This window comes from Actinoallomurus rhizosphaericola (genome assembly GCF_024055675.1).
Taxonomy (GTDB): domain Bacteria; phylum Actinomycetota; class Actinomycetes; order Streptosporangiales; family Streptosporangiaceae; genus Actinoallomurus; species Actinoallomurus soli.
On record NZ_JAMXMW010000005.1, the window covers coordinates 102,164 to 119,338 of the forward strand.

The 17,175-nt window shown below is 71.7% G+C and carries 16 protein-coding genes; 10 read left to right on the forward strand and 6 right to left on the reverse strand.

Annotated features, from left to right (window positions below; translation table 11 throughout):
- The first annotated feature begins 76 nt into the window (after positions 1-76).
- Positions 77-1,264, forward strand: a complete 1,188-nt coding sequence (locus tag NE234_RS13985) for a helix-turn-helix domain-containing protein (protein WP_252779409.1) — start codon at positions 77-79, stop codon at positions 1,262-1,264.
- Positions 1,265-1,305: 41 nt separating this feature from the next.
- On the opposite strand, the gene NE234_RS13990 is transcribed toward NE234_RS13985, so the two are convergent.
- Together NE234_RS13990 and NE234_RS13995 are read right to left on the reverse strand one after the other, a co-directional pair.
- Complete coding sequence (locus NE234_RS13990; RefSeq protein ID WP_252779410.1) at positions 1,306-2,184, reverse strand: HAD family hydrolase; 879 nt, start codon at positions 2,182-2,184, stop codon at positions 1,306-1,308.
- A gap of 124 nt (positions 2,185-2,308) precedes the next feature.
- Positions 2,309-2,926, reverse strand: a complete 618-nt coding sequence (locus tag NE234_RS13995) for a sigma-70 family RNA polymerase sigma factor (protein WP_252779411.1) — start codon at positions 2,924-2,926, stop codon at positions 2,309-2,311.
- A 187-nt stretch (positions 2,927-3,113) separates the two neighbouring features.
- Here NE234_RS13995 and NE234_RS14000 point away from each other — a divergent pair, with 187 nt between their 5' ends.
- The 9 genes from NE234_RS14000 to hemL all read left to right on the forward strand — a co-directional run bounded on the left by NE234_RS14000 (position 3,114) and on the right by hemL (position 12,988).
- Positions 3,114-4,670, forward strand: coding sequence for a putative quinol monooxygenase (locus tag NE234_RS14000; protein ID WP_252779412.1), 1,557 nt, complete (start codon positions 3,114-3,116; stop codon positions 4,668-4,670).
- Complete coding sequence (locus NE234_RS14005) at positions 4,663-4,908, forward strand: glutaredoxin family protein (protein ID WP_252779413.1); 246 nt, start codon at positions 4,663-4,665, stop codon at positions 4,906-4,908. The genes NE234_RS14000 and NE234_RS14005 overlap by 8 nt, the downstream gene beginning before the upstream one ends.
- Positions 4,909-5,170: 262 nt before the next feature.
- Positions 5,171-5,875: a redox-sensing transcriptional repressor Rex gene (locus NE234_RS14010; protein ID WP_252779414.1), complete on the forward strand. Its 705-nt coding sequence runs from the start codon at positions 5,171-5,173 to the stop codon at positions 5,873-5,875.
- A gap of 67 nt (positions 5,876-5,942) precedes the next feature.
- Positions 5,943-7,208, forward strand: coding sequence for a glutamyl-tRNA reductase (locus NE234_RS14015; RefSeq protein WP_252779415.1), 1,266 nt, complete (start codon positions 5,943-5,945; stop codon positions 7,206-7,208).
- 29 nt (positions 7,209-7,237) lie between these two features.
- Positions 7,238-8,110 (forward strand): hydroxymethylbilane synthase, encoded by an 873-nt coding sequence (gene hemC, locus NE234_RS14020; RefSeq protein WP_252780973.1) that lies wholly within the window; start codon positions 7,238-7,240, stop codon positions 8,108-8,110.
- 47 nt (positions 8,111-8,157) lie between these two features.
- A complete protein-coding gene (locus NE234_RS14025) occupies positions 8,158-9,714 on the forward strand; it encodes a bifunctional uroporphyrinogen-III C-methyltransferase/uroporphyrinogen-III synthase (RefSeq protein ID WP_252780974.1) in 1,557 nt (518 codons plus the stop codon).
- Positions 9,715-9,734: 20 nt separating this feature from the next.
- Entirely contained in the window at positions 9,735-10,721 is a 987-nt protein-coding gene (gene hemB / locus NE234_RS14030; protein WP_252779416.1) for a porphobilinogen synthase, read from the forward strand.
- 286 nt (positions 10,722-11,007) lie between these two features.
- Positions 11,008-11,676, forward strand: coding sequence for a bifunctional DNA primase/polymerase (locus tag NE234_RS14035; RefSeq protein WP_252779417.1), 669 nt, complete (start codon positions 11,008-11,010; stop codon positions 11,674-11,676).
- Positions 11,677-11,695: 19 nt separating this feature from the next.
- The gene (gene hemL / locus NE234_RS14040) at positions 11,696-12,988 is read left to right on the forward strand and encodes a glutamate-1-semialdehyde 2,1-aminomutase (protein ID WP_252779418.1); all 1,293 of its coding nucleotides are present in this window, start codon (positions 11,696-11,698) and stop codon (positions 12,986-12,988) included.
- A gap of 448 nt (positions 12,989-13,436) precedes the next feature.
- On the opposite strand, the gene NE234_RS14045 is transcribed toward hemL, so the two are convergent.
- The 4 genes from NE234_RS14045 to NE234_RS14060 form a co-directional block, all read right to left on the reverse strand.
- Positions 13,437-14,195, reverse strand: coding sequence for an amidase domain-containing protein (locus NE234_RS14045; RefSeq protein WP_252779419.1), 759 nt, complete (start codon positions 14,193-14,195; stop codon positions 13,437-13,439).
- Between the two features lie 203 nt (positions 14,196-14,398).
- Positions 14,399-15,322, reverse strand: coding sequence for a TIGR03619 family F420-dependent LLM class oxidoreductase (locus NE234_RS14050; RefSeq protein WP_252779420.1), 924 nt, complete (start codon positions 15,320-15,322; stop codon positions 14,399-14,401).
- Positions 15,319-16,188, reverse strand: coding sequence for a dihydrodipicolinate synthase family protein (locus NE234_RS14055; RefSeq protein WP_252779421.1), 870 nt, complete (start codon positions 16,186-16,188; stop codon positions 15,319-15,321). Before NE234_RS14055 ends, NE234_RS14050 begins: the two co-directional genes overlap by 4 nt.
- Positions 16,189-16,193: 5 nt before the next feature.
- Entirely contained in the window at positions 16,194-17,102 is a 909-nt protein-coding gene (locus tag NE234_RS14060; protein WP_252779422.1) for an EamA family transporter, read from the reverse strand.
- Positions 17,103-17,175 lie beyond the last annotated feature (73 nt).

Below are 17,175 nucleotides of genomic sequence, written 5' to 3' on the forward strand. Positions count from 1 at the left end.
CAGAAGTGACAGAGTGTCCTAACTTCGTTACCCATAGTCGCTATCGAGATGGGGCATGTCGTCCTACTCTGAATCCATGGGTGACGGGCTGACCATTGGTGAGCGGGTAGCGAGAGTGCGCCGGCAACGGCACCAGACCCAACAGGAACTTGCCGACCGGGCGGGCGTCAGTGTCGACCTGGTACGCAAGCTCGAACAGAACCAGCGGCGACAGACCAGACTCGCCAGCTTGCAGGCCATCGCCGGAGCGCTCGACGTCCAGGTGTCGGCGTTGCTCGACGGGCCGACAGCCAACGATGCGAGGAATCCAGGGGCAGGGATCAGCGAGATACGTCGGGCGCTCACTCCGTCCGGCCGCTCCGGCCCGGCCGAACTCCCGACCGAGCTGGAGATACGGCTCAGCGCTGACGAAGCCTGGCGGCTGCACCAGCGCGGTGACTACGTAATGCTGGCGCGGATCTTGCCTGGCCTCGTCGACGGCGCCCGCATCCGCGCCCAGGAGGAGCCGGGAGACGACGCCTACCGGCTGCTCGCCGAGGCATACCAACTTGCAGCCATGCTGCTGCTCGGAGTTCGCTCCGAAGATTTAGCGTGCGTGGCCGCAGACCGGCTACAAGCCGCCACGGACAACGTCGGTGACCCTGCGACGGTCGCCCGTGCTGCTGACACCTGGGCGTGGGTCTACAGCCGTCAGGGCCGCCATGACGACGCCCAGGACGTCACCATCAAGGCCGCAGACGAGATCGAGCCTGCCCGGTTCGCCTCGGCATCGCCGGAGGAGCTATCGGTGTGGTGCGGGCTGCTACAACGAGGCGTGATGGTGGCCTCCCGCAAGGACGACGCACCCATGGTCGACAACCTGATCAGCCTCGCCGGTGCGGTCGGTCGGCGCATCGGTGAGGACCGCATCGACCAGTGGACGGTGTCCGGTCCGACGAACGTCGCGATGCACGCCGTACGGTCCGCGATCGAGTTGGGAGACCCGCATAAGGCGTTGCGGCTCGCTGAGGATGTTCCGCGTTCGGCGTCGCTGCCGACCGCGTGGTGGAATCGGCATCTACTCGAGGTGGCGCACGCCCAGTACGCCGTCAAGCGCGACGAGGACGCCGTGTCTACACTGCTGCGGATCGATCGCCGGGCGCCCGGGTGGCTGCCGTATCAGGGCATGGCGCGGGAGATCGTCACGGAGATGCGGCGCCGGGAAACACCCTCACGGATCCGAGGTCTTCGACAACTCATCGAGGCGATCGGCATCGATGAGTAGGGGCGCGCCTCTACGTTGCTCATGCGTGGGTCCTCTGCGGGTCAGCGGTCGCGGTAGTGGCGGCGGAGCGCGACGCCGGCGGCGACGCCGCCGGCGAGCGCGCCCGCCCCGGCCGCGGTCGGCAGCGCGACCATGGTGACCTTGCGGCCGGTGCGGAAGTCGTGCACCGGCCAGCCGTGTTCGCGGGCGTGCTCGCGCAGGTCGGCGTCGGGGTTGACGGCGTGCGGATGGCCGACCGTGGTGAGCATCGGCAGGTCGTTGAAGGAGTCGCTGTAGGCCGAGCACCGCGCGAGGTCCAGACCCTCGCGCTTGGCGAGGGCGCGGACGGCGCCGGCCTTGGCCGGGCCGTGCAGGAGGTGACCGACGAGCCGGCCGGTGTAGACGCCGTTCTCGGTCTCCGCGACGGTGCCGAGGGCGCCGGTCAGGCCGAGCCGGTGGGAGATGATCCGGGCCAGCTCGACCGGCGTGGCGGTGACGAGCCAGACCTGCTGGCCGGCGTCCAGGTGCTTGAGCGCGAGGGCGCGGGTGCCGTGCCAGATCCGGTCGGCCAGCTTGTCGTCATAGATCTCCTCGCAGAGACTGACGAGCTCGCTGACGCTGCGCCCGGCCACGAACGCCAGGGCGGCCTCGCGCGCCGTGCTGATGTGCTCGGCGTTCTCCGCGCCGCGCATCCGGAAGGCCGCCTGGCCCAGTGCGAACAGCGCCAGGTCGCGAACGGTGAACAGCTTCCGTGAGGCGAGCCCGCGCGCGAAGTGGTAGATGGAGGCGCCGCGGATCAACGTGTTGTCCACGTCGAAGAAGGCCGCCGCGCTGGGGTCGGGGTCCGGTGGCGGCGCGTCCACCACCGCGGCGGCCGCCGCGGCGGCCTCACCCGCCAGCTCCGCGTCATCGGCATCATCACGCCTTGGCCAGAACCGCATGAGACGAGCGTAACCACTTTCGATCACCGGTAACCGAGAGGGAGCGTCAGTGTCCCCTCCGCAGCCGCGCCGGACCCCTCGGCGGATGTCGCGGGAGACCCTCGGCGGACGTCGCCGGGGATCCTCAGCGGACGTCGCGGGGGACGACGCGTGCGAGGGAGCGTACGGCGCGGTGCTGGAGCGCCTTGATCGCCCCGCTGTTCTTGCCCATCACCGTGGCGGTCTCCGCGACCGACAGGCCGTGCAGGAACCGCAGGACGACGCACTCGCGCTGCTCCGATCCGAGGGCGCGGACCGCCGAGAACAGCGCCCGGTGGGTCCAGGCGTCCAGGACGGCGCGCTCGGGGCCCTCCTCCCAGCGGTCGCCTTCGCCGGGCTCCGCCGTGCAGACCTCCATGCGGTACCGGCTGGACTTGTAGTGGTCGAGGATCAGGTTGCGGGCGATGGTGACGAGCCAGGCGCCGAAGTCCTTGCCCTGCCAGGTGAACACGCTCATCCGGCGCAGCGCCCGCAGGAACGTCTCGCTGGTCAGGTCCTCGGCGAGCGGGTGGACGCCGACCCGGTAGTAGACGTAGCGGTAGACGAGATCCACGTAGCGGTCGTACAGGGCGGCGAACGCGTCGGACTCGCCGGCACGGGCGCGGAGTACCAGCTCGCGCAGCTCATCCTGGTCGCCGGCCGGTTTGAGGGCGGCCGGCCCCGCGGGCGACACGGGCGGGGGGTCGAGGGTGAGGCTGCGCATCGGGACTCCTCGGTGCTGATCGGCCACCGGGTGTGTCGAAACATGCTAGATACTCACCAGTAACTGGTGCAATGGTGACGGATGATGAATCCCGCCTGATATCCGCGCGGCCCGGACGTAGCGAATCCACGCGCGGACAGGGGGATCCGTTACCTGTCCGCTCCGGAGATCGGGCACCATTGGTCCGATGGTGAACGTCGCGGTGGCGCTTGTGGCGACCCTCGCCGCCTTCGGGTGCGCGGGTCTGCTCGGCGTGCGCGGGTTCCCCGAGCGGCGGATCCACCTGTTCCTGTGGACGTTCACGCTGGCCGCGCTCGGCCTCGCGCTCGGCGCGATGACCGCGGGCTACGCGATGGGCTTCTCGCCCGCCCTGCTGCGGTGCGTCACGCTGTTCGGCGCCCTGCTGGCGCCCTTCAGCCTCGCGCTCGGAGTCGTCGAGCTGGCCGCGCGCTCGGTCCAGGCGCGGTTCGCGGCCCGGCTCATCGCCGGGTCGTACGTCGTCGTGGCCGTGGTGATCGTCCTGCTCGACCCGATCATCGGCACGTTCGGCAAGAGCCTGCCGGAGGCGACGGGGCACTACTCCTCGCTGCCCAAGCTGGTCATCAACGGGGCGCACGTCTTCGCGGTCGTGGCCCTCGTCTCCTGCGTGGCGGTCACCGCGATCCGCGGTAACAAGCGCGACCGGCGGGCGACCGAGATCATGCTCACCGTGGCGATGGTCGCCTTCGCGGGAGTCCTCCTCGTCACCGCGACGCGCGGTTTCCTGCCCGGCCCCCTGGCGCCGCTGGCGCTCGGCGGCGCCGTCGCCCTGATCTGGTTCGGCGTCTCCCGCATCCTGTCGAAGCGGGCCGATGACGACGAAGACGAAGATGAAGAAGAAGCGGAGGCGTACGACGAGATGTCCAACTACGCAGGGCAGCCTCCCCTCGGCCGGCCGTCCGGCCCGCCGCCGCAGGGGCCGCACGCCCAGGGCCACCAGACCGGCGGGCAGTACCACTCCCAGCCGTCGTTCGCGCCGCAGCCCGCGGCCCCGGCGCTTCCGTTCCCGCTCGGGCAGTACGGCCGGATCACGATGTACACGCTGCACGACGGCCACCAGGAGGCGTTCGACCGGCTGGCCGCCGAGGTCACCCGCGCGGTGATCGAGCGCGAGCCGGGCACCCTCGTCTACGCCTGCCACTCCGTCGACAGCGCGCCGCTGCAGCGGATCTTCTACCAGCTCTTCCGCGACGCCGCGGCGGTGGAGAACCACACCCGGCAGCCGCACGTGCAGCGGTTCGCGGGCGAGGTGCGCTCGCACGTCGCCGGCACGAACGTCATCGAGCTGACCGCGACCGCCGCGAAGGTTGCGCCGCCGCCCGACGCCCAGCGGCCGCCGCACGACCCGCAGCGCCCTCCGTACGACCAGTCGCGCCCGCAGGACTCGCAGCGGCCCGCGTACGACGCCCAGCGCCCGCAGGAGCCGCAGCGTCCCGCGTACGACGCCCAGCGTCCCCAGGAGCCGCACCGGCCCGCCTACGACCCGCAGCGCCCGCAGGAGCCGCAGCGCGCCCCGTATGACCCCTCCCGGCAGCCCGCGGCCCCGCGGCCGCACGACGTGACGGGCCCCCGCCCGGTCCAGCGGCCCGCCCAGGACCCGGGCCGCCCGCGGCACGACATGACCGGCCCGCGGCCGATCCAGCCGCCGCCGAACGGCCGGCCTCCCCACCAGCCGAACCCGTCCGGACGTTGGCCCCATGGCTGACACCTCACGCGTCCTGCTGCTGAGCAAGCCGGGCTGCCACCTGTGCGACGACGCCCGCGAGATCATCGCGCGGGTGTGCGGTGACCTGGGCGTCGGCTGGGAGGAGCGGGACATCACCGCGTCCGAGGAGGACACCCGGCTGTACTGGGAGCAGATCCCGGTGACCTTCGTCGACGGCGTCCAGCACGATTTCTGGCGGGTCGACGAGGGACGCCTGCGCGCGGCCCTCGGCGCCTGACCAGCGTGTCAATGTTCTCTGCGTCACACCGGGCGACGGTCCCAGCCGGCTCGTGAAGATCGCCCGAACGCACCGGAGGCCCGGCTGAGCTGGGGGTCGAGGGCCCCGTGACGACCCGCTCCGGGTGGCCGGGCGGGACCTGCGCGGATGAGCACCGACTTTGTGCGTGCGTTCACAAAGGCTTAATCTGAGGGAAGTCCAGGCGACCGGGCCGACGGGCGACTCAGGACCGGCCGCGAGTCGAGTCCCGAAGAGCAGGCTTGTGACCCGTCGATCCACCCTCGGTGCGCGGAACCGAGGCATCCCCGAGGCGACCGTCGCCAGGCTGCCGGTCTACCTCCGCGCCTTGCACACGCTCGCCGAACGCGGCATCGTCACCGTCTCGTCGGAGGAGCTCGCCGCCGCGGCGGGCGTCAACTCGGCCAAACTCCGCAAGGACCTGTCCCACCTCGGGTCCTACGGCACCCGGGGCGTCGGATACGAGGTGCAGTACCTCGTCTACCAGATCTCCCGCGAGCTCGGCCTCACCCAGGACTGGTCGGTCGCCATCGTCGGACTCGGTAACCTCGGCCGCGCCCTCGCGGGGTACGGCGGGTTCGCCTCGCGCGGGTTCCGGATGTCCGCCCTGCTCGACGCCGACCCGGCCATCGTCGGGGAGCGCATCAACGGCCTGACCGTCGAGCACATCGACAAGCTGGAGCAGGTGATCGCGGACTGCGGGATCTCCATCGCGGTCCTGGCCGTGCCCGCCTCGGCCGCCCAGCCGGTCTGCGACCGCGTGGTGGCGAGCGGCGTGACGAGCATCTTGAATTTCGCCCCTGTCGTCCTGACTGTGCCAGACGGGGTGGATGTGCGTAAGGTCGACTTGTCGATCGAGCTTCAGATCCTCGCGTTCCACGAACAGCGCAAGGCCGGCGGCCCCGCCGGTGTGGAGCAGGAGTATCTCGAAGCGGTGGACGGCTCATGAGCAGCGCGGACGTGGCGACACCGCCGTCCCGCCGCTCGGGGCCGTCGGGTGAGGGACGGGAGCACCAGTGAGCATTCTCGTGGTCGGGCTGAGCCATCGCAGCGCCCCGGTCGCTCTTCTGGAGCGCACCGCGGTCACCGGAGAGCGTTTGGTGAAGCTGCTGCACGACGTCCACGGTTCCCCCAATGTCAGCGGGGTCGTCGTCGTCTCCACCTGCAACCGCATCGAGGTGTACGCCGACGTCGACAAGTTCCACGCCGGCGTCTCGGCGATCTCCGAGCTGCTGTCCCGGCACTCGGAGGTGCCGCTGGGCGAGCTGTCCCGGCACCTGTACGTCCACTACGAGGAACGCGCGGTCCAGCACGTCTTCTCGGTCGCCTGCGGCCTGGACTCGATGGTCGTCGGCGAGGGCCAGATCGCCGGCCAGCTCCGTACCGCCCTCAAGCTCGCCCAGAAGTACGGCACCGTCGACCGGGCGCTGAACGAGGCGATCCAGCAGGCGCTGCGCGTCGGCAAGCGGGCGCGGAACGAGACCGGCATCGACCGGGCGGGCGCCTCACTCGTCAGCGTCGGTCTCGGCCGCGCCGGCTCCCTGGAGGGCCGGCGCGCGCTCGTGGTGGGCGCCGGTTCGATGAGCTCGCTCGCCGCCGCGACCCTCGCCCGCGAGGGCATCGGCGAGATCATCATCGCCAACCGCACGTACGAGCGCGGCCAGCGCCTGGCCGAGGCCACCGACGCCCCTGCGCGGGCGATCCGCCTGGAGAACCTGCGGGAGGCCCTCGCCGAGGCGGACATCGTCGTCTCGTGCACGGGGGCCACCGGCCTCGTGATCACCCCGGACATGGTCCGGGGCCCGGTCTTCCTGCTCGACCTCGCCCTGCCGCACGACGTCGACCGCGCCGTCCGCGACCTGCCCGGCGTCACCCTCGTGGGCCTGGACGACCTCAGCGCCGCCGACGACGCGCCCGCCGAGGCCGACACCGACGCCGTCCGGCGGATCGTGTGCGAGGAGGTCAAGGCCTTCCAGCTCGGCCTCGTCGCCGCGACGGTCGCCCCCACCGTGGTCGCGCTGCGGAGCAAGGCCGCGGAGGTCGTCGAGGCCGAGCTCGGCCGGCTCGGCGGCCGCCTGCCCGAACTCGACGACAGGTCACGGGCGGAGATCGCCCAGACCGTACGCCGCGTGGTCGACAAGCTGCTGCACGCCCCGACCGTGCGCGTGAAGGAGCTTGCGGCCTCCCCTGGCGGCGACGCGTACGCCGACGCGCTGCGCGAACTCTTCGACCTCGACCCCAAGGCCCCGGAGGCGGTCATCCGGGCGGAGGACGTCCAGTGACTCTTAAGCTCGGCACCCGCCGCAGCCTGATGGCCATGACGCAGTCCGGTCTGGTGGCCGACGCGCTGACCGCGCGTACCGGCCGGCCGGTCGAGCTCGTCGGCGTGACCACCGAGGGCGACGTCTCCAAGGCGCAGCTGGCCCAGATCGGCGGCACCGGCGTGTTCGTCAACGGGCTGCGCGAGCGGCTCCTCTCCGGGGAGATCGACTTCGCCGTCCACTCGCTGAAGGATCTGCCCACCGGACCGGCCGAGGGCATCGCCCTCGCCGCCGTCCCGCACCGCGACGACCCCCGCGACGCCCTGTGCGGCCCGGCCAAGCTGGCCGACCTGCGGTCCGGCGCCCGGGTCGGCACCGGCTCGCCGCGCCGTGTCGCGCAGCTGCGGGCGATGCGGCATGATCTCGACGTCGTGCCGATCCGCGGCAACGCCGACACGCGCCTGCGGAAGGTCACCGAGGGCGAGGTGGACGCCGTCGTGCTGGCGTACGCGGGGCTGAACCGGATCGGCCGCCTGGAGGCCGTCTCGGAGATCTTCGAGTCCGACCAGATGCTGCCCGCGCCGGGCCAGGGCGCGCTGGCGGTGGAGTGCCGGGCCGACCGCGAGGATCTCATCGAGCTCCTCGCCACCCTCGACCACGCCCCGACCAGGGCGGCTGTTACGGCCGAGCGGACGCTTCTGGCCACGCTGGAAGCGGGCTGCTCGGCTCCCGTGGGCGCATACGCTGCATGGGAAGAGCAAATCGTGCATCTGACCGGAGTCGTTGTCGGGTATGACGGTGAACGGCAGATTCGGTTGTCGGTAAGCGGCTCCCCGGATGATTCCGAGCGTCTCGGGCGTGATCTCGCGCTCAGGATGCTGGCGGAGGGGGCCGACCAGTTGATGGGGGAGAGCACATCTTGAGCCCCGCGAGCAAAAAGGCCGCACATGACGAGGGCGAGGCCCCCACGATGACGGACGAGACGACGTCCGCCGCACGGCAGGGCCGGGTCGCCTTCGTCGGCGTCGGCCCGGGCGACCCGGAGCTGCTGACGCTCCGGGCGGCCAGGATCCTCGGCGCGGCCGACGTCATCGTGGTCCACGAGACCCTGGCGCCGCCGTACGAGCCGCACTTCAACCCCGCCGCCGAGGTGATCGGCCCGGCGGGCGTGAACCTCGCGAGCCTGGCCCGGCCGGGCAAGGTCGTCGCGCGGGTCTTCGCCGGCGACCCCGGTGTGGGCTGCGCCGTGGCCGAGGACGCGAAGGCCTGCGCCAAGGCCAAGATCCCGTTCGAGATCGTCCCCGGCGTCTCGTCGGTCATCGGCGTGCCCGGCTACGCGGGCATTCCGCTGACGGACGGCAAGCACCGCGAGGTGACGATCGTCGACGCCCAGGAGGGCGGGATCGACTGGACCGCCCACGCGGGCGCGGCCACCCTCGTGATCCTCGGCGTCGAGAACACCATCGGCGAGGTCGCCAAGGGCCTGATGGCCGCCGGGCGGTCCGACACGACGCCGGTGGCGGTCACCTCGATGGGCACGACCACCGAGCAGTACACCGTCGACTCCACGCTGGCCAAGGTCGCCTCCGACACCAAGCACCTGGAGTCCCCGGCGCTGCTGGTCGTCGGCGACGTCGTCCGCTGGCGCGACAAGCTGTCGTGGTTCGAGACCAAGCCGCTGTTCGGCTGGCGGGTGCTGGTGCCCCGCACGAAGGAGCAGGCCGCGTCGCTGTCGGACCAGCTCCGCTCGTACGGTGCCGTGCCCGACGAGGTGCCCACGATCTCGGTGGAGCCGCCGCGCACGCCGCAGCAGATGGAACGTGCCGTTCGGGGTCTCGTGACCGGCCGCTACGAGTGGGTGGTCTTCACCTCGACCAACGCCGTGCGCGCCGTACGCGAGCGGTTCGAGCAGTACGGCCTGGACGCCCGCGCGTTCGCCGGCCTGAAGGTCGCGGCCGTGGGCGACCAGACCGCCGCCGCGCTCGTGGAGTTCGGCGTCAAGCCCGACCTCATGCCGAAGGGGCAGCAGTCCTCCGAGGGGCTCGTCGAGGTCTGGCCGCCGTACGACAAGGACCTCGACCCGATCAACCGGGTGCTCCTGCCGCGCGCCGACATCGCCACCGAGACCCTCGTCGCCGGGCTCACCGAGCTGGGCTGGGAATGCGACGACGTGACCGCCTACCGGACCGTACGCGCGGCGCCGCCGCCGGCGCCGATCCGCGAGGCGATCAAGGGCGGCGGCTTCGACGCCGTGCTGTTCACCTCCTCCTCGACGGTCCGCAACCTCATCGGGATCGCCGGCAAGCCGCACAACGTCACGGTCATCGCGTGCATCGGCCCGCAGACCGCGCGCACGGCGGAGGAGTACGGCCTGCGCGTCGACGTGATGGCGGACAAACCGTCCGTCAGCGCCCTCGCCGAGGCCCTCGCGGAGTACGGTGCGAAGCGGCGGGCCGCCCAGGTCGAGGCCGGAGACCCCCTCCGCAAGCCGAGTGAGATGCGCCGCGGCGCGCGCCGGCGCAAGTGATCGTCTGAAAGAAGGCCCTCGTGACCGCGCAGTTCCCCGTCGTACGTCCCCGGCGGCTCCGCCGCACCCCCGCGCTGCGGCGGATGGTCGCCGAGACCCGGCTGCACCCGAGCGACCTGGTGCTGCCGCTGTTCGTGAAGGAGGGCATCACCGAGCCGCAGCCGATCGCGTCGATGCCCGGCGTCATGCAGCACACCCGGGACTCGCTGCGCAAGGCCGCGCACGACGCGGTGGAGGCCGGCGTCGGCGGGCTGATCCTGTTCGGGATCCCGGCGGTCAAGGACGGCCGCGGCTCGGCCGCCGACGACCCGGCCGGCATCGTCCAGAAGGGCCTGCGCGACCTGTCCGCCGAGCTCGGCGACTCCACGGTGCTCATCGCCGACCTGTGCCTGGACGAGTACACCGACCACGGGCACTGCGGCATCCTCACGCCCTCCGGTGAGGTCGACAACGACGCCACCCTGGAGCGCTACGCCTCCATCGCCGTCGCCCAGGCCGCGGCCGGCGTCGACGTCGTCGCCCCGAGCGGCATGATGGACGGCCAGGTCGCCGCGATCCGTACCGCCCTCGACCAGGCCGGCTACGGCAACGTCGCGATCATGGCGTACGCCGTGAAGTACGCCTCGGCGTTCTACGGCCCGTTCCGCGACGCCGCCGAGTGCGCCCCGCAGTTCGGCGACCGGTCCGCGTACCAGCAGGACCCGGCCAACGCCGAGGAGTCGATGCGGGAGGCGCTGCTGGACCTGGACGAGGGCGCCGACTTCGTCATGGTCAAGCCCGCGCTCACCTACCTCGACATCGTCCGGCGGGTGCGCGACGCGGTGCACGTCCCGGTCGCCGCCTACCAGGTCAGCGGCGAGTACGCCATGGTCGAGGCCGCCGCCGCGCAGGGCTGGATCGACCGCGAGCGGATCATCATGGAGACGCTGCTCTCCGTCCGCCGCGCGGGCGCCGACATCGTCCTCACCTACTGGGCCACCGAGGTGGCCCGCTCCCTGCGCGCCTGACCTGGGCTGCGCTGTCGGGTCGCTCGCGGGCCTCACTCGCTCCGCGAGCGACCTCGTCCCTCGGCCGCTCACTCCACTCGCTCCGGCGGCTTCGCTGCGCTCACGGGTCGCTCGCGCGCCTCACTCGCTCCGCGAGCGACCTCGTCCCTCGGCCGCTCACTCCACTCGCTCCGGCGGCTCGCTCCTCCCGCCCTAGCAGGTCACGGCTTCGCCGCTATTCAGGGGTTCCCGCAACTCGGGAAAGAGCGGCGCGCCATCATCGAAAGAGGAGCGGAGGGGGAGCAGGATGCTGGACGTAACAGCGAAGCGAACGAACCGGTCGGCGCGCCGCCGCCAGACGGGCGAGTCGGCCAGGCGCGAGCGCATGGCGGCCGCCGTACAGGAGTACGCCGCCCTGGGCTGGCCCTGTTATCCGGGCGAACATCCGGCGACCGACGGCACGCGGGCGTGTTCCTGCGACCGGATCGGCTGCCCGTCGCCCGCGGCGCATCCCCGGTCCCAGGTGTGGCAGCGGCAGGCCACGGTCGACGCCGACACCCTGGGACGCTGGTGGGCGGAAGACCCGGACGCCAACATCGTCCTGCCGACCGGGCGGGTCTTCGACGTCTTCGACGTGCCGGCCGAGGTGGGCCGCGCGGCCCTGGAGCGGATGGAGCGCGACGGCGTCCAGGTCGGCCCGGTGGCCGCGCACGGCGACGAGCGCTACCTGTTCTTCGTCGCCACCCGCGGCGCGCCCGTCGACGAGGACGAGTGGTGGTCCTCCCAGCTCGACACCGTCCCGGAGACGATCGCCGACAACCCCGGTATTCGCTGGCACTGCCGGGACAGCTACGTCGTCGCGCCGCCGTCGATGCTGCCGTTCGACCGCGCGGTGACCTGGGTCAGGGAGCCGCACGGCGTGCCGCTGCCGGACCCGGTGCGGCTACTGGAGATCCTGGCCGACGACGCCGAATGACGTCTGGGAGACTCGTGGGGTGACTTCCACGAATCGTTCCGAAGAACTCTTCGACCGGGCGGGCGCCGTCATCCCGGGCGGGGTGAATTCCCCGGTGCGCGCCTTCGGGGCCGTGGGCGGCACCCCGCGGTTCATGGCCTCGGCCCGTGGCCCGTACCTCGTCGACGCCGACGGCAACGAGTACGTCGACCTGATCTGCTCGTGGGGCCCGATGATCCTCGGGCACGCGCACCCGCAGGTCGTCGAGGCCGTGCACCACGCCATCGAGCGCGGCACCTCGTACGGCGCGCCGACCGAGGGCGAGGTCCTCCTGGCCGAGGAGATGGTCGAGCGCACGCCGATCGACAAGGTCCGCCTGGTCAGCTCCGGCACCGAGGCCACCATGTCGGCGATCCGGCTGGCGCGCGGTTTCACCGAGCGCTCGAAGATCGTGAAGTTCGCCGGTTGCTACCACGGCCACTCCGACGCGCTGCTGGCCGCCGCCGGGTCGGGCGTCGCGACCTTCGGCCTGCCCGACTCGCCGGGCGTCACGGGCACGGCCACCGCCGACACGATCGTGCTCCGCTACAACGACATCGCCGCCGTCGAGGAGACGTTCGGCGAGTACGGCCACGAGATCGCCTGCGTCATCACCGAGGCGTGCCCGGCCAACATGGGCATCGTCCCGCCGACCCAGGACTTCAACGCCGCGCTGAAGCGCGTCTGCGAGCGTCACGGCGCCCTGCTCATCATCGACGAGGTGCTGACCGGCTTCCGCGTCTCCCGCTCCGGCTGGTACGGCCTGGAGGGCGTCGCCGGCGACCTGTACACCTTCGGCAAGGTGATGGGCGGCGGCCTGCCCGCGGCGGCGTTCGGCGGCCGCGCCGACATCATGGACCACCTCGCCCCGGCGGGCCCGGTGTACCAGGCGGGCACCCTGTCCGGTAACCCCCTGGCCACCGCCGCCGGCCTGGCCACCCTCCGCGCCGCCACCGACGAGGTGTACGCGCGGATCGACCGCGCCGCGAGCGTCGTCGCCCAGGCCGCCACGGAGGCGCTGGCCAAGGAGGGCGTCCCGCACCGGCTGCAGACGGCGGGCAACCTGTTCTCCATCTTCTTCGCCGACGAGGCGGTGCTGGACTTCGAGCAGGCCCAGCGGCAGAACACCCGCAAGTACGCGGCGTTCTTCCACACGGCCCTGGACCACGGCGTCTACCTGCCCCCGTCGGCGTACGAGGCGTGGTTCCTGTCCGCCGCCCACGACGACACGGCCCTGGAGCGCATCACCGAGGCCCTCCCGCATGCGGCGAGAGCCGCCGCCGAAGCCGCATAGCCAACGACCCGGCACGTTCGCCGGCGCCGAGACTTTTCGTCGCCATCGCAGCGGAAAGTCTCGGCGCTGCCGGGCCGCCCGGTCTGGGCGCCGGAACGCCCGCGGAAAAAAGAAGATCCGGCCCACGAGGCGCCGGGTGACGTCTCTGTTCGCATTAGCCGAACTCATATTCGGTTAATGCGAATGATCCAGTCCGGAGGCCGGTCAGGCGTCGGGCCCACTCTGGCCGACCTGATCGGCCGCGAACCGCTCAGCTTCTGAGGCCGTCCTCCGCGAGCAGCTCACCCGATAGCCGTTCGGTCGGACACTCCCGACCACCCTCACCGACCCCCGCCGGCAAGCCCGCTTCCGCCATGGGCCGTTCGGTCGTCGCGCAAGGGCCGTCACCCAGGAGGCGGCGGACGGGACGCTTCTCTGGTCCCGTCCACCACTTCCCGGTCGTTATCCCTCAGACACCGTTGAGGTTGACGTCCGGATGGTGGTCCGGCGGCGTCGTGAGCTTGATGGAGTAGATCCACCAGTCGAAGTCGTGGTCCGAGTCGGCCCAGCCCGTGAGCGTGGTGACGTGGTTGGGGCTGTGCTGGGCGATCTGAAGGCCGCTGGCCTGCCCGGGATTGCCGGTGATCATGCCTGCGTGGCCGATCCCTCTGGTCCCCGGGTAGAGCGGTGAGTCCTTCCAGTTCGCGAAGATGACATCACCGGGTTTCACGGCGTGGACATCGATGCCGTTCAGGTCGTTCGAGCCTGAGGCGACGAGGGTCGCGAACCCGCTGACCTGCAGGAAGTCGTGCAGGTCAGAGGAGCTCGCCCAGGAGTAGGAGGCTTTGTCGGAGGGGCTGGTGACGCCGCGCGGGAACCAGTAGTAGTCGCTGCGGTACAGCCCGGGGCCGTCCACCATGCGGTACTGCATGCCGCCTCCGAAATGCATGGCCTTGGAGACGAAGTCGGTGCAGTCGTCGTCTCCATACTCGTTGCTGGATGGGTCGTCGTTGGCGTGAGTGGACGCCCACTGCGCCGCGCCTGCCGCGTCGTAGACGTCCTGCGCCGTGGCCGTGCCCGCGGGCAGCGCGTCGGCGTGGGCGGGGACGGTCCAGACGGCGGTGACGGACAGTGCCATGGTGGCCGTGATGGCGATCGCCAGCGCGAGGACGAGGCGCCGCATGTTCGCCGTGAGGATCCGGATGGCCGGGGCTGGGAGACGTTTCATGGAAGGGTCCTCCTTCTGGGGGGAGCGGTCACCCCAGATGTAGGACCCGCGTCATTGTTCGTCATCGCCCGAACGACGTGGACAAACAAATGGCGAACAATCCCATCCGCCAGGTGACGGGCCCGCCCCGCCGGCCGCCGGGCCCATCGGAGCGCGAGGGGAGTGCTTGACCTGTGGTTCGGATGGATCCGCCGGATCGGCGGTCAGGCGTCGGGGGAGAGAGCCTCGATGATCTCTTCGGCGCGGGCGGTCGCGGCCTTCGGCTCGGCGTCGGGGCTGCCGACGAGGGGGTCCCAGTTGAGGTCGTAGAACAGTTCGGTGACGCCCTGCTCGGCGAGCCAGGCCGTGTCCTCGCGGATCTGGTCGTAGGAGCCGGACAGCCGCAGGCGCTTGCCGGCGTCGTAGGTGGCCTCCTCGCCCGCCCGTACGACGCCGCGGACGACGACGCGGACGGCTTCGGGGTCCTTCCCGGCGTCCTCGGCCGCCTGCCGGACGATCGCGATCTGCTCGTGGATGCGGGACAGGTCGGTGGCGCTGCGGCTGAGCCAGCCCTCCGCGATCCGGCCCGCGCGCTTGAGCGCGGCCTCGGCCACGCCGCCGAGCAGCACCGGCGGGTGCGGCTTCTGCACGGGCTTGGGCGCCTGACGGCTCGGCGGGATCGTGTAGAACTCGCCGTCGTACTCGCTGACCTCGTCCTCCCACAGCGTGCGCAGCGCGGCCACGAACTCCTCGGCGCGCGCGCCGCGCCGCTCCTCCGACGTGCCGCTGGCGACGAACTCCTCGTGCTGCCAGCCGGCGCCCAGCCCGAGGTCGAACCGCCCGTTGGACAGCACGTCCAGGGTGGCGGCCTCCTTGGCGAGGTAGACGGGCGTGACGAACGGGAAGTTGACCAGCGAGACGCCGAGGCGGATCCGGGAGGTGCGGGCGGCGGCGTAGGTCAGCGTGAGGAGCGGGTCGAGCACGCTGCGGTACACCGGGGCCAGCGCGTCCTTCTCGGCCGGGGTGAGCAGACGGTGGAACGTCCACAGCGACGCGTACCCGAGATCCTCCGCGCGCTCCGCGAAGTGACCGACGTTCCGTGGCGTGGCCCATGCCCCCGACACCGGGGCGCCGAATCCGATCCTCATGATTCCAATGTTCGCAGCCGTTCGAGCGCCGTGGTCAGCGAGGCGGCGGTCGGCGGCCGCAGCGGCGACCGTACGGTGGCGTCGGCGATCAGCCCGCGCTCGGCGAGCACCGCCTTGATGACGCTCGGGGAGGGCTCGGCGAACAGCGCGTTCACCAGGGGCAGCAGCGCGTTGTGGAGCTCGCGGGCGCGAGACGCGGCCCCGTGCCGTACGGCGTCGGCCATCGCCGTGAAGGCCGCCGGGGCGACGTTCGCCGAGGCGGTGATGCCGCCCGCCGCGCCGAGGTGCAGCAGCGGGTACAGGAACGCGTCGTCCCCGCCGAGCACGCCCCGTCCCTCGGCCAGCAGGGTCAGGGTGTCCGCGTCGATCGCTCCCGCGCAGTGCTTGATCCCGGCGACGTACGGGGTGGCGAGCAGGTCGAGGAGCGTCTCGACGCGGAGCGTCTTTCCCGTGCGGTACGGGATGTTGTAGAGGATCAGCGGCACCCCGGCCGCCGCGGCGATCGCCGCGAAGTGGTCGCGGACGCCCTCGTCGGACGGCCGGAGGTAGTACGGCACGACCGCGAGCAGCAGGTCCGCGTCGGCCGCGCGGTCGATCGCCTGCCGGACGGACTCGTCGGTGCCGATCGTGCCGACGCCGACCGTGAGCGGCGTCCCGTACCGTTCGCTGATCTTCCGGCAGGTCACGATGACGGTGCGCCGTTCGTCGCCGGTGAGCAGCGCGGCCTCGCCCGTGGTGGCGAGCACGACCAGCCCCGCAGCGCCCTCGGCCAGGACGTGGTGGGCCAGGCGTTCGAGCGAGGGGACGTCGAGGGCGCCGTCCGGCCCGAAGGGCGTGACGAGCGGAACGTGGATTCCGTGGAGCATCGGGGTCACCTCTCGGCGAGTGCGGCGGCCGGGGCGTCGGCCGGGGAGAGGACGGGCCGCGGACGGCGGCGAACGCCGCCGAGGGCGACGCCGCCGACGATGAGGACGCCGGCGACGACGTCGGGGACCGTGACGCGCTCACCGAGCAGGAGCGCGGCCGAGGACACCCCGAACAGCGGCACCAGCAGCGAGTAGATCGCCACCTGCCCGGCGTCGTACCGGCGCAGCAGCGCGCCCCACAGGCCGTACCCGACCAGCGTCGACAGGTACGCGATGTAGGCGAGCGCGCCGAGGCCTCCGGCGGAGATGTGCGCCAGCGCGTGCAGGTCCGCGCGCGGCCCCTCGAAGATCAGCGACAGCGCGAGCAGGGGCAGCGGCGGGACCAGGCTGACCCAGACCATGAACCCGAACGTGTCCGGCGGCTGGGCCTTGCGCAGGCCGATGTTGGCCAGCCCCCACATGCCCCCCGAGCCGAGACACAGCGCGAAGGCGAGCACCGGCCCGCCCTGGCCCAGCGACACGGCGATCACCGCGATCCCGGTGAAGGCCACGAGCATGCCCGCGACCTGCGCCCGGCGCATGCGCTCGCCGAGCATCGGCACGGCGAAGGCGGCGGTGAACAGCGCCTGGGTCTGCACCACGAGCGACGACAGCCCGGCCGGCATGCCCAGGTGCATCGCGATGAACAGCAGGCCGAACTGCCCGACCCCGAGCGGCAGCCCGACGAGCGTCATCCGCCGCCACGGGATCGCGGGCCGCCGTACGAACAGGACCGCGGGGACCGCCGCCGCCAGGAACCGCAGGGCCGCGAACAGCAGCGGCGGCAGGGCGCCGAGCCCCACGTGGATGACGACGAAGTTGAAGCCCCAGATCGCGGCGATCATCACCGCGATCGCGATGTCGCGAGGTCTCATGACGTCGATCGTTCCGGCCATGACGTTTTAGGACAAGCGAATGTTCCTTAAGGCGTCCATGTAGCATGTCTAC

Coding starts and splice junctions, on each gene's coding strand:
- NE234_RS14000 (WP_252779412.1), top strand. CDS start 3,114: ATGGTGAACGTCGCGGTGGCGCTTGTGGCGACCCTCGCCGCCTTCGGG.
- NE234_RS14025 (WP_252780974.1), top strand. CDS start 8,158: ATGACGGACGAGACGACGTCCGCCGCACGGCAGGGCCGGGTCGCCTTC.
- NE234_RS13990 (WP_252779410.1), bottom strand. CDS start 2,184: ATGCGGTTCTGGCCAAGGCGTGATGATGCCGATGACGCGGAGCTGGCG.
- NE234_RS14055 (WP_252779421.1), bottom strand. CDS start 16,188: ATGCTCCACGGAATCCACGTTCCGCTCGTCACGCCCTTCGGGCCGGAC.
- NE234_RS14045 (WP_252779419.1), bottom strand. CDS start 14,195: ATGAAACGTCTCCCAGCCCCGGCCATCCGGATCCTCACGGCGAACATG.
- NE234_RS13995 (WP_252779411.1), bottom strand. CDS start 2,926: ATGCGCAGCCTCACCCTCGACCCCCCGCCCGTGTCGCCCGCGGGGCCG.
- NE234_RS13985 (WP_252779409.1), top strand. CDS start 77: ATGGGTGACGGGCTGACCATTGGTGAGCGGGTAGCGAGAGTGCGCCGG.
- hemC (WP_252780973.1), top strand. CDS start 7,238: ATGGCCATGACGCAGTCCGGTCTGGTGGCCGACGCGCTGACCGCGCGT.
- NE234_RS14005 (WP_252779413.1), top strand. CDS start 4,663: ATGGCTGACACCTCACGCGTCCTGCTGCTGAGCAAGCCGGGCTGCCAC.
- NE234_RS14050 (WP_252779420.1), bottom strand. CDS start 15,322: ATGAGGATCGGATTCGGCGCCCCGGTGTCGGGGGCATGGGCCACGCCA.
- NE234_RS14035 (WP_252779417.1), top strand. CDS start 11,008: ATGCTGGACGTAACAGCGAAGCGAACGAACCGGTCGGCGCGCCGCCGC.
- NE234_RS14060 (WP_252779422.1), bottom strand. CDS start 17,102: ATGAGACCTCGCGACATCGCGATCGCGGTGATGATCGCCGCGATCTGG.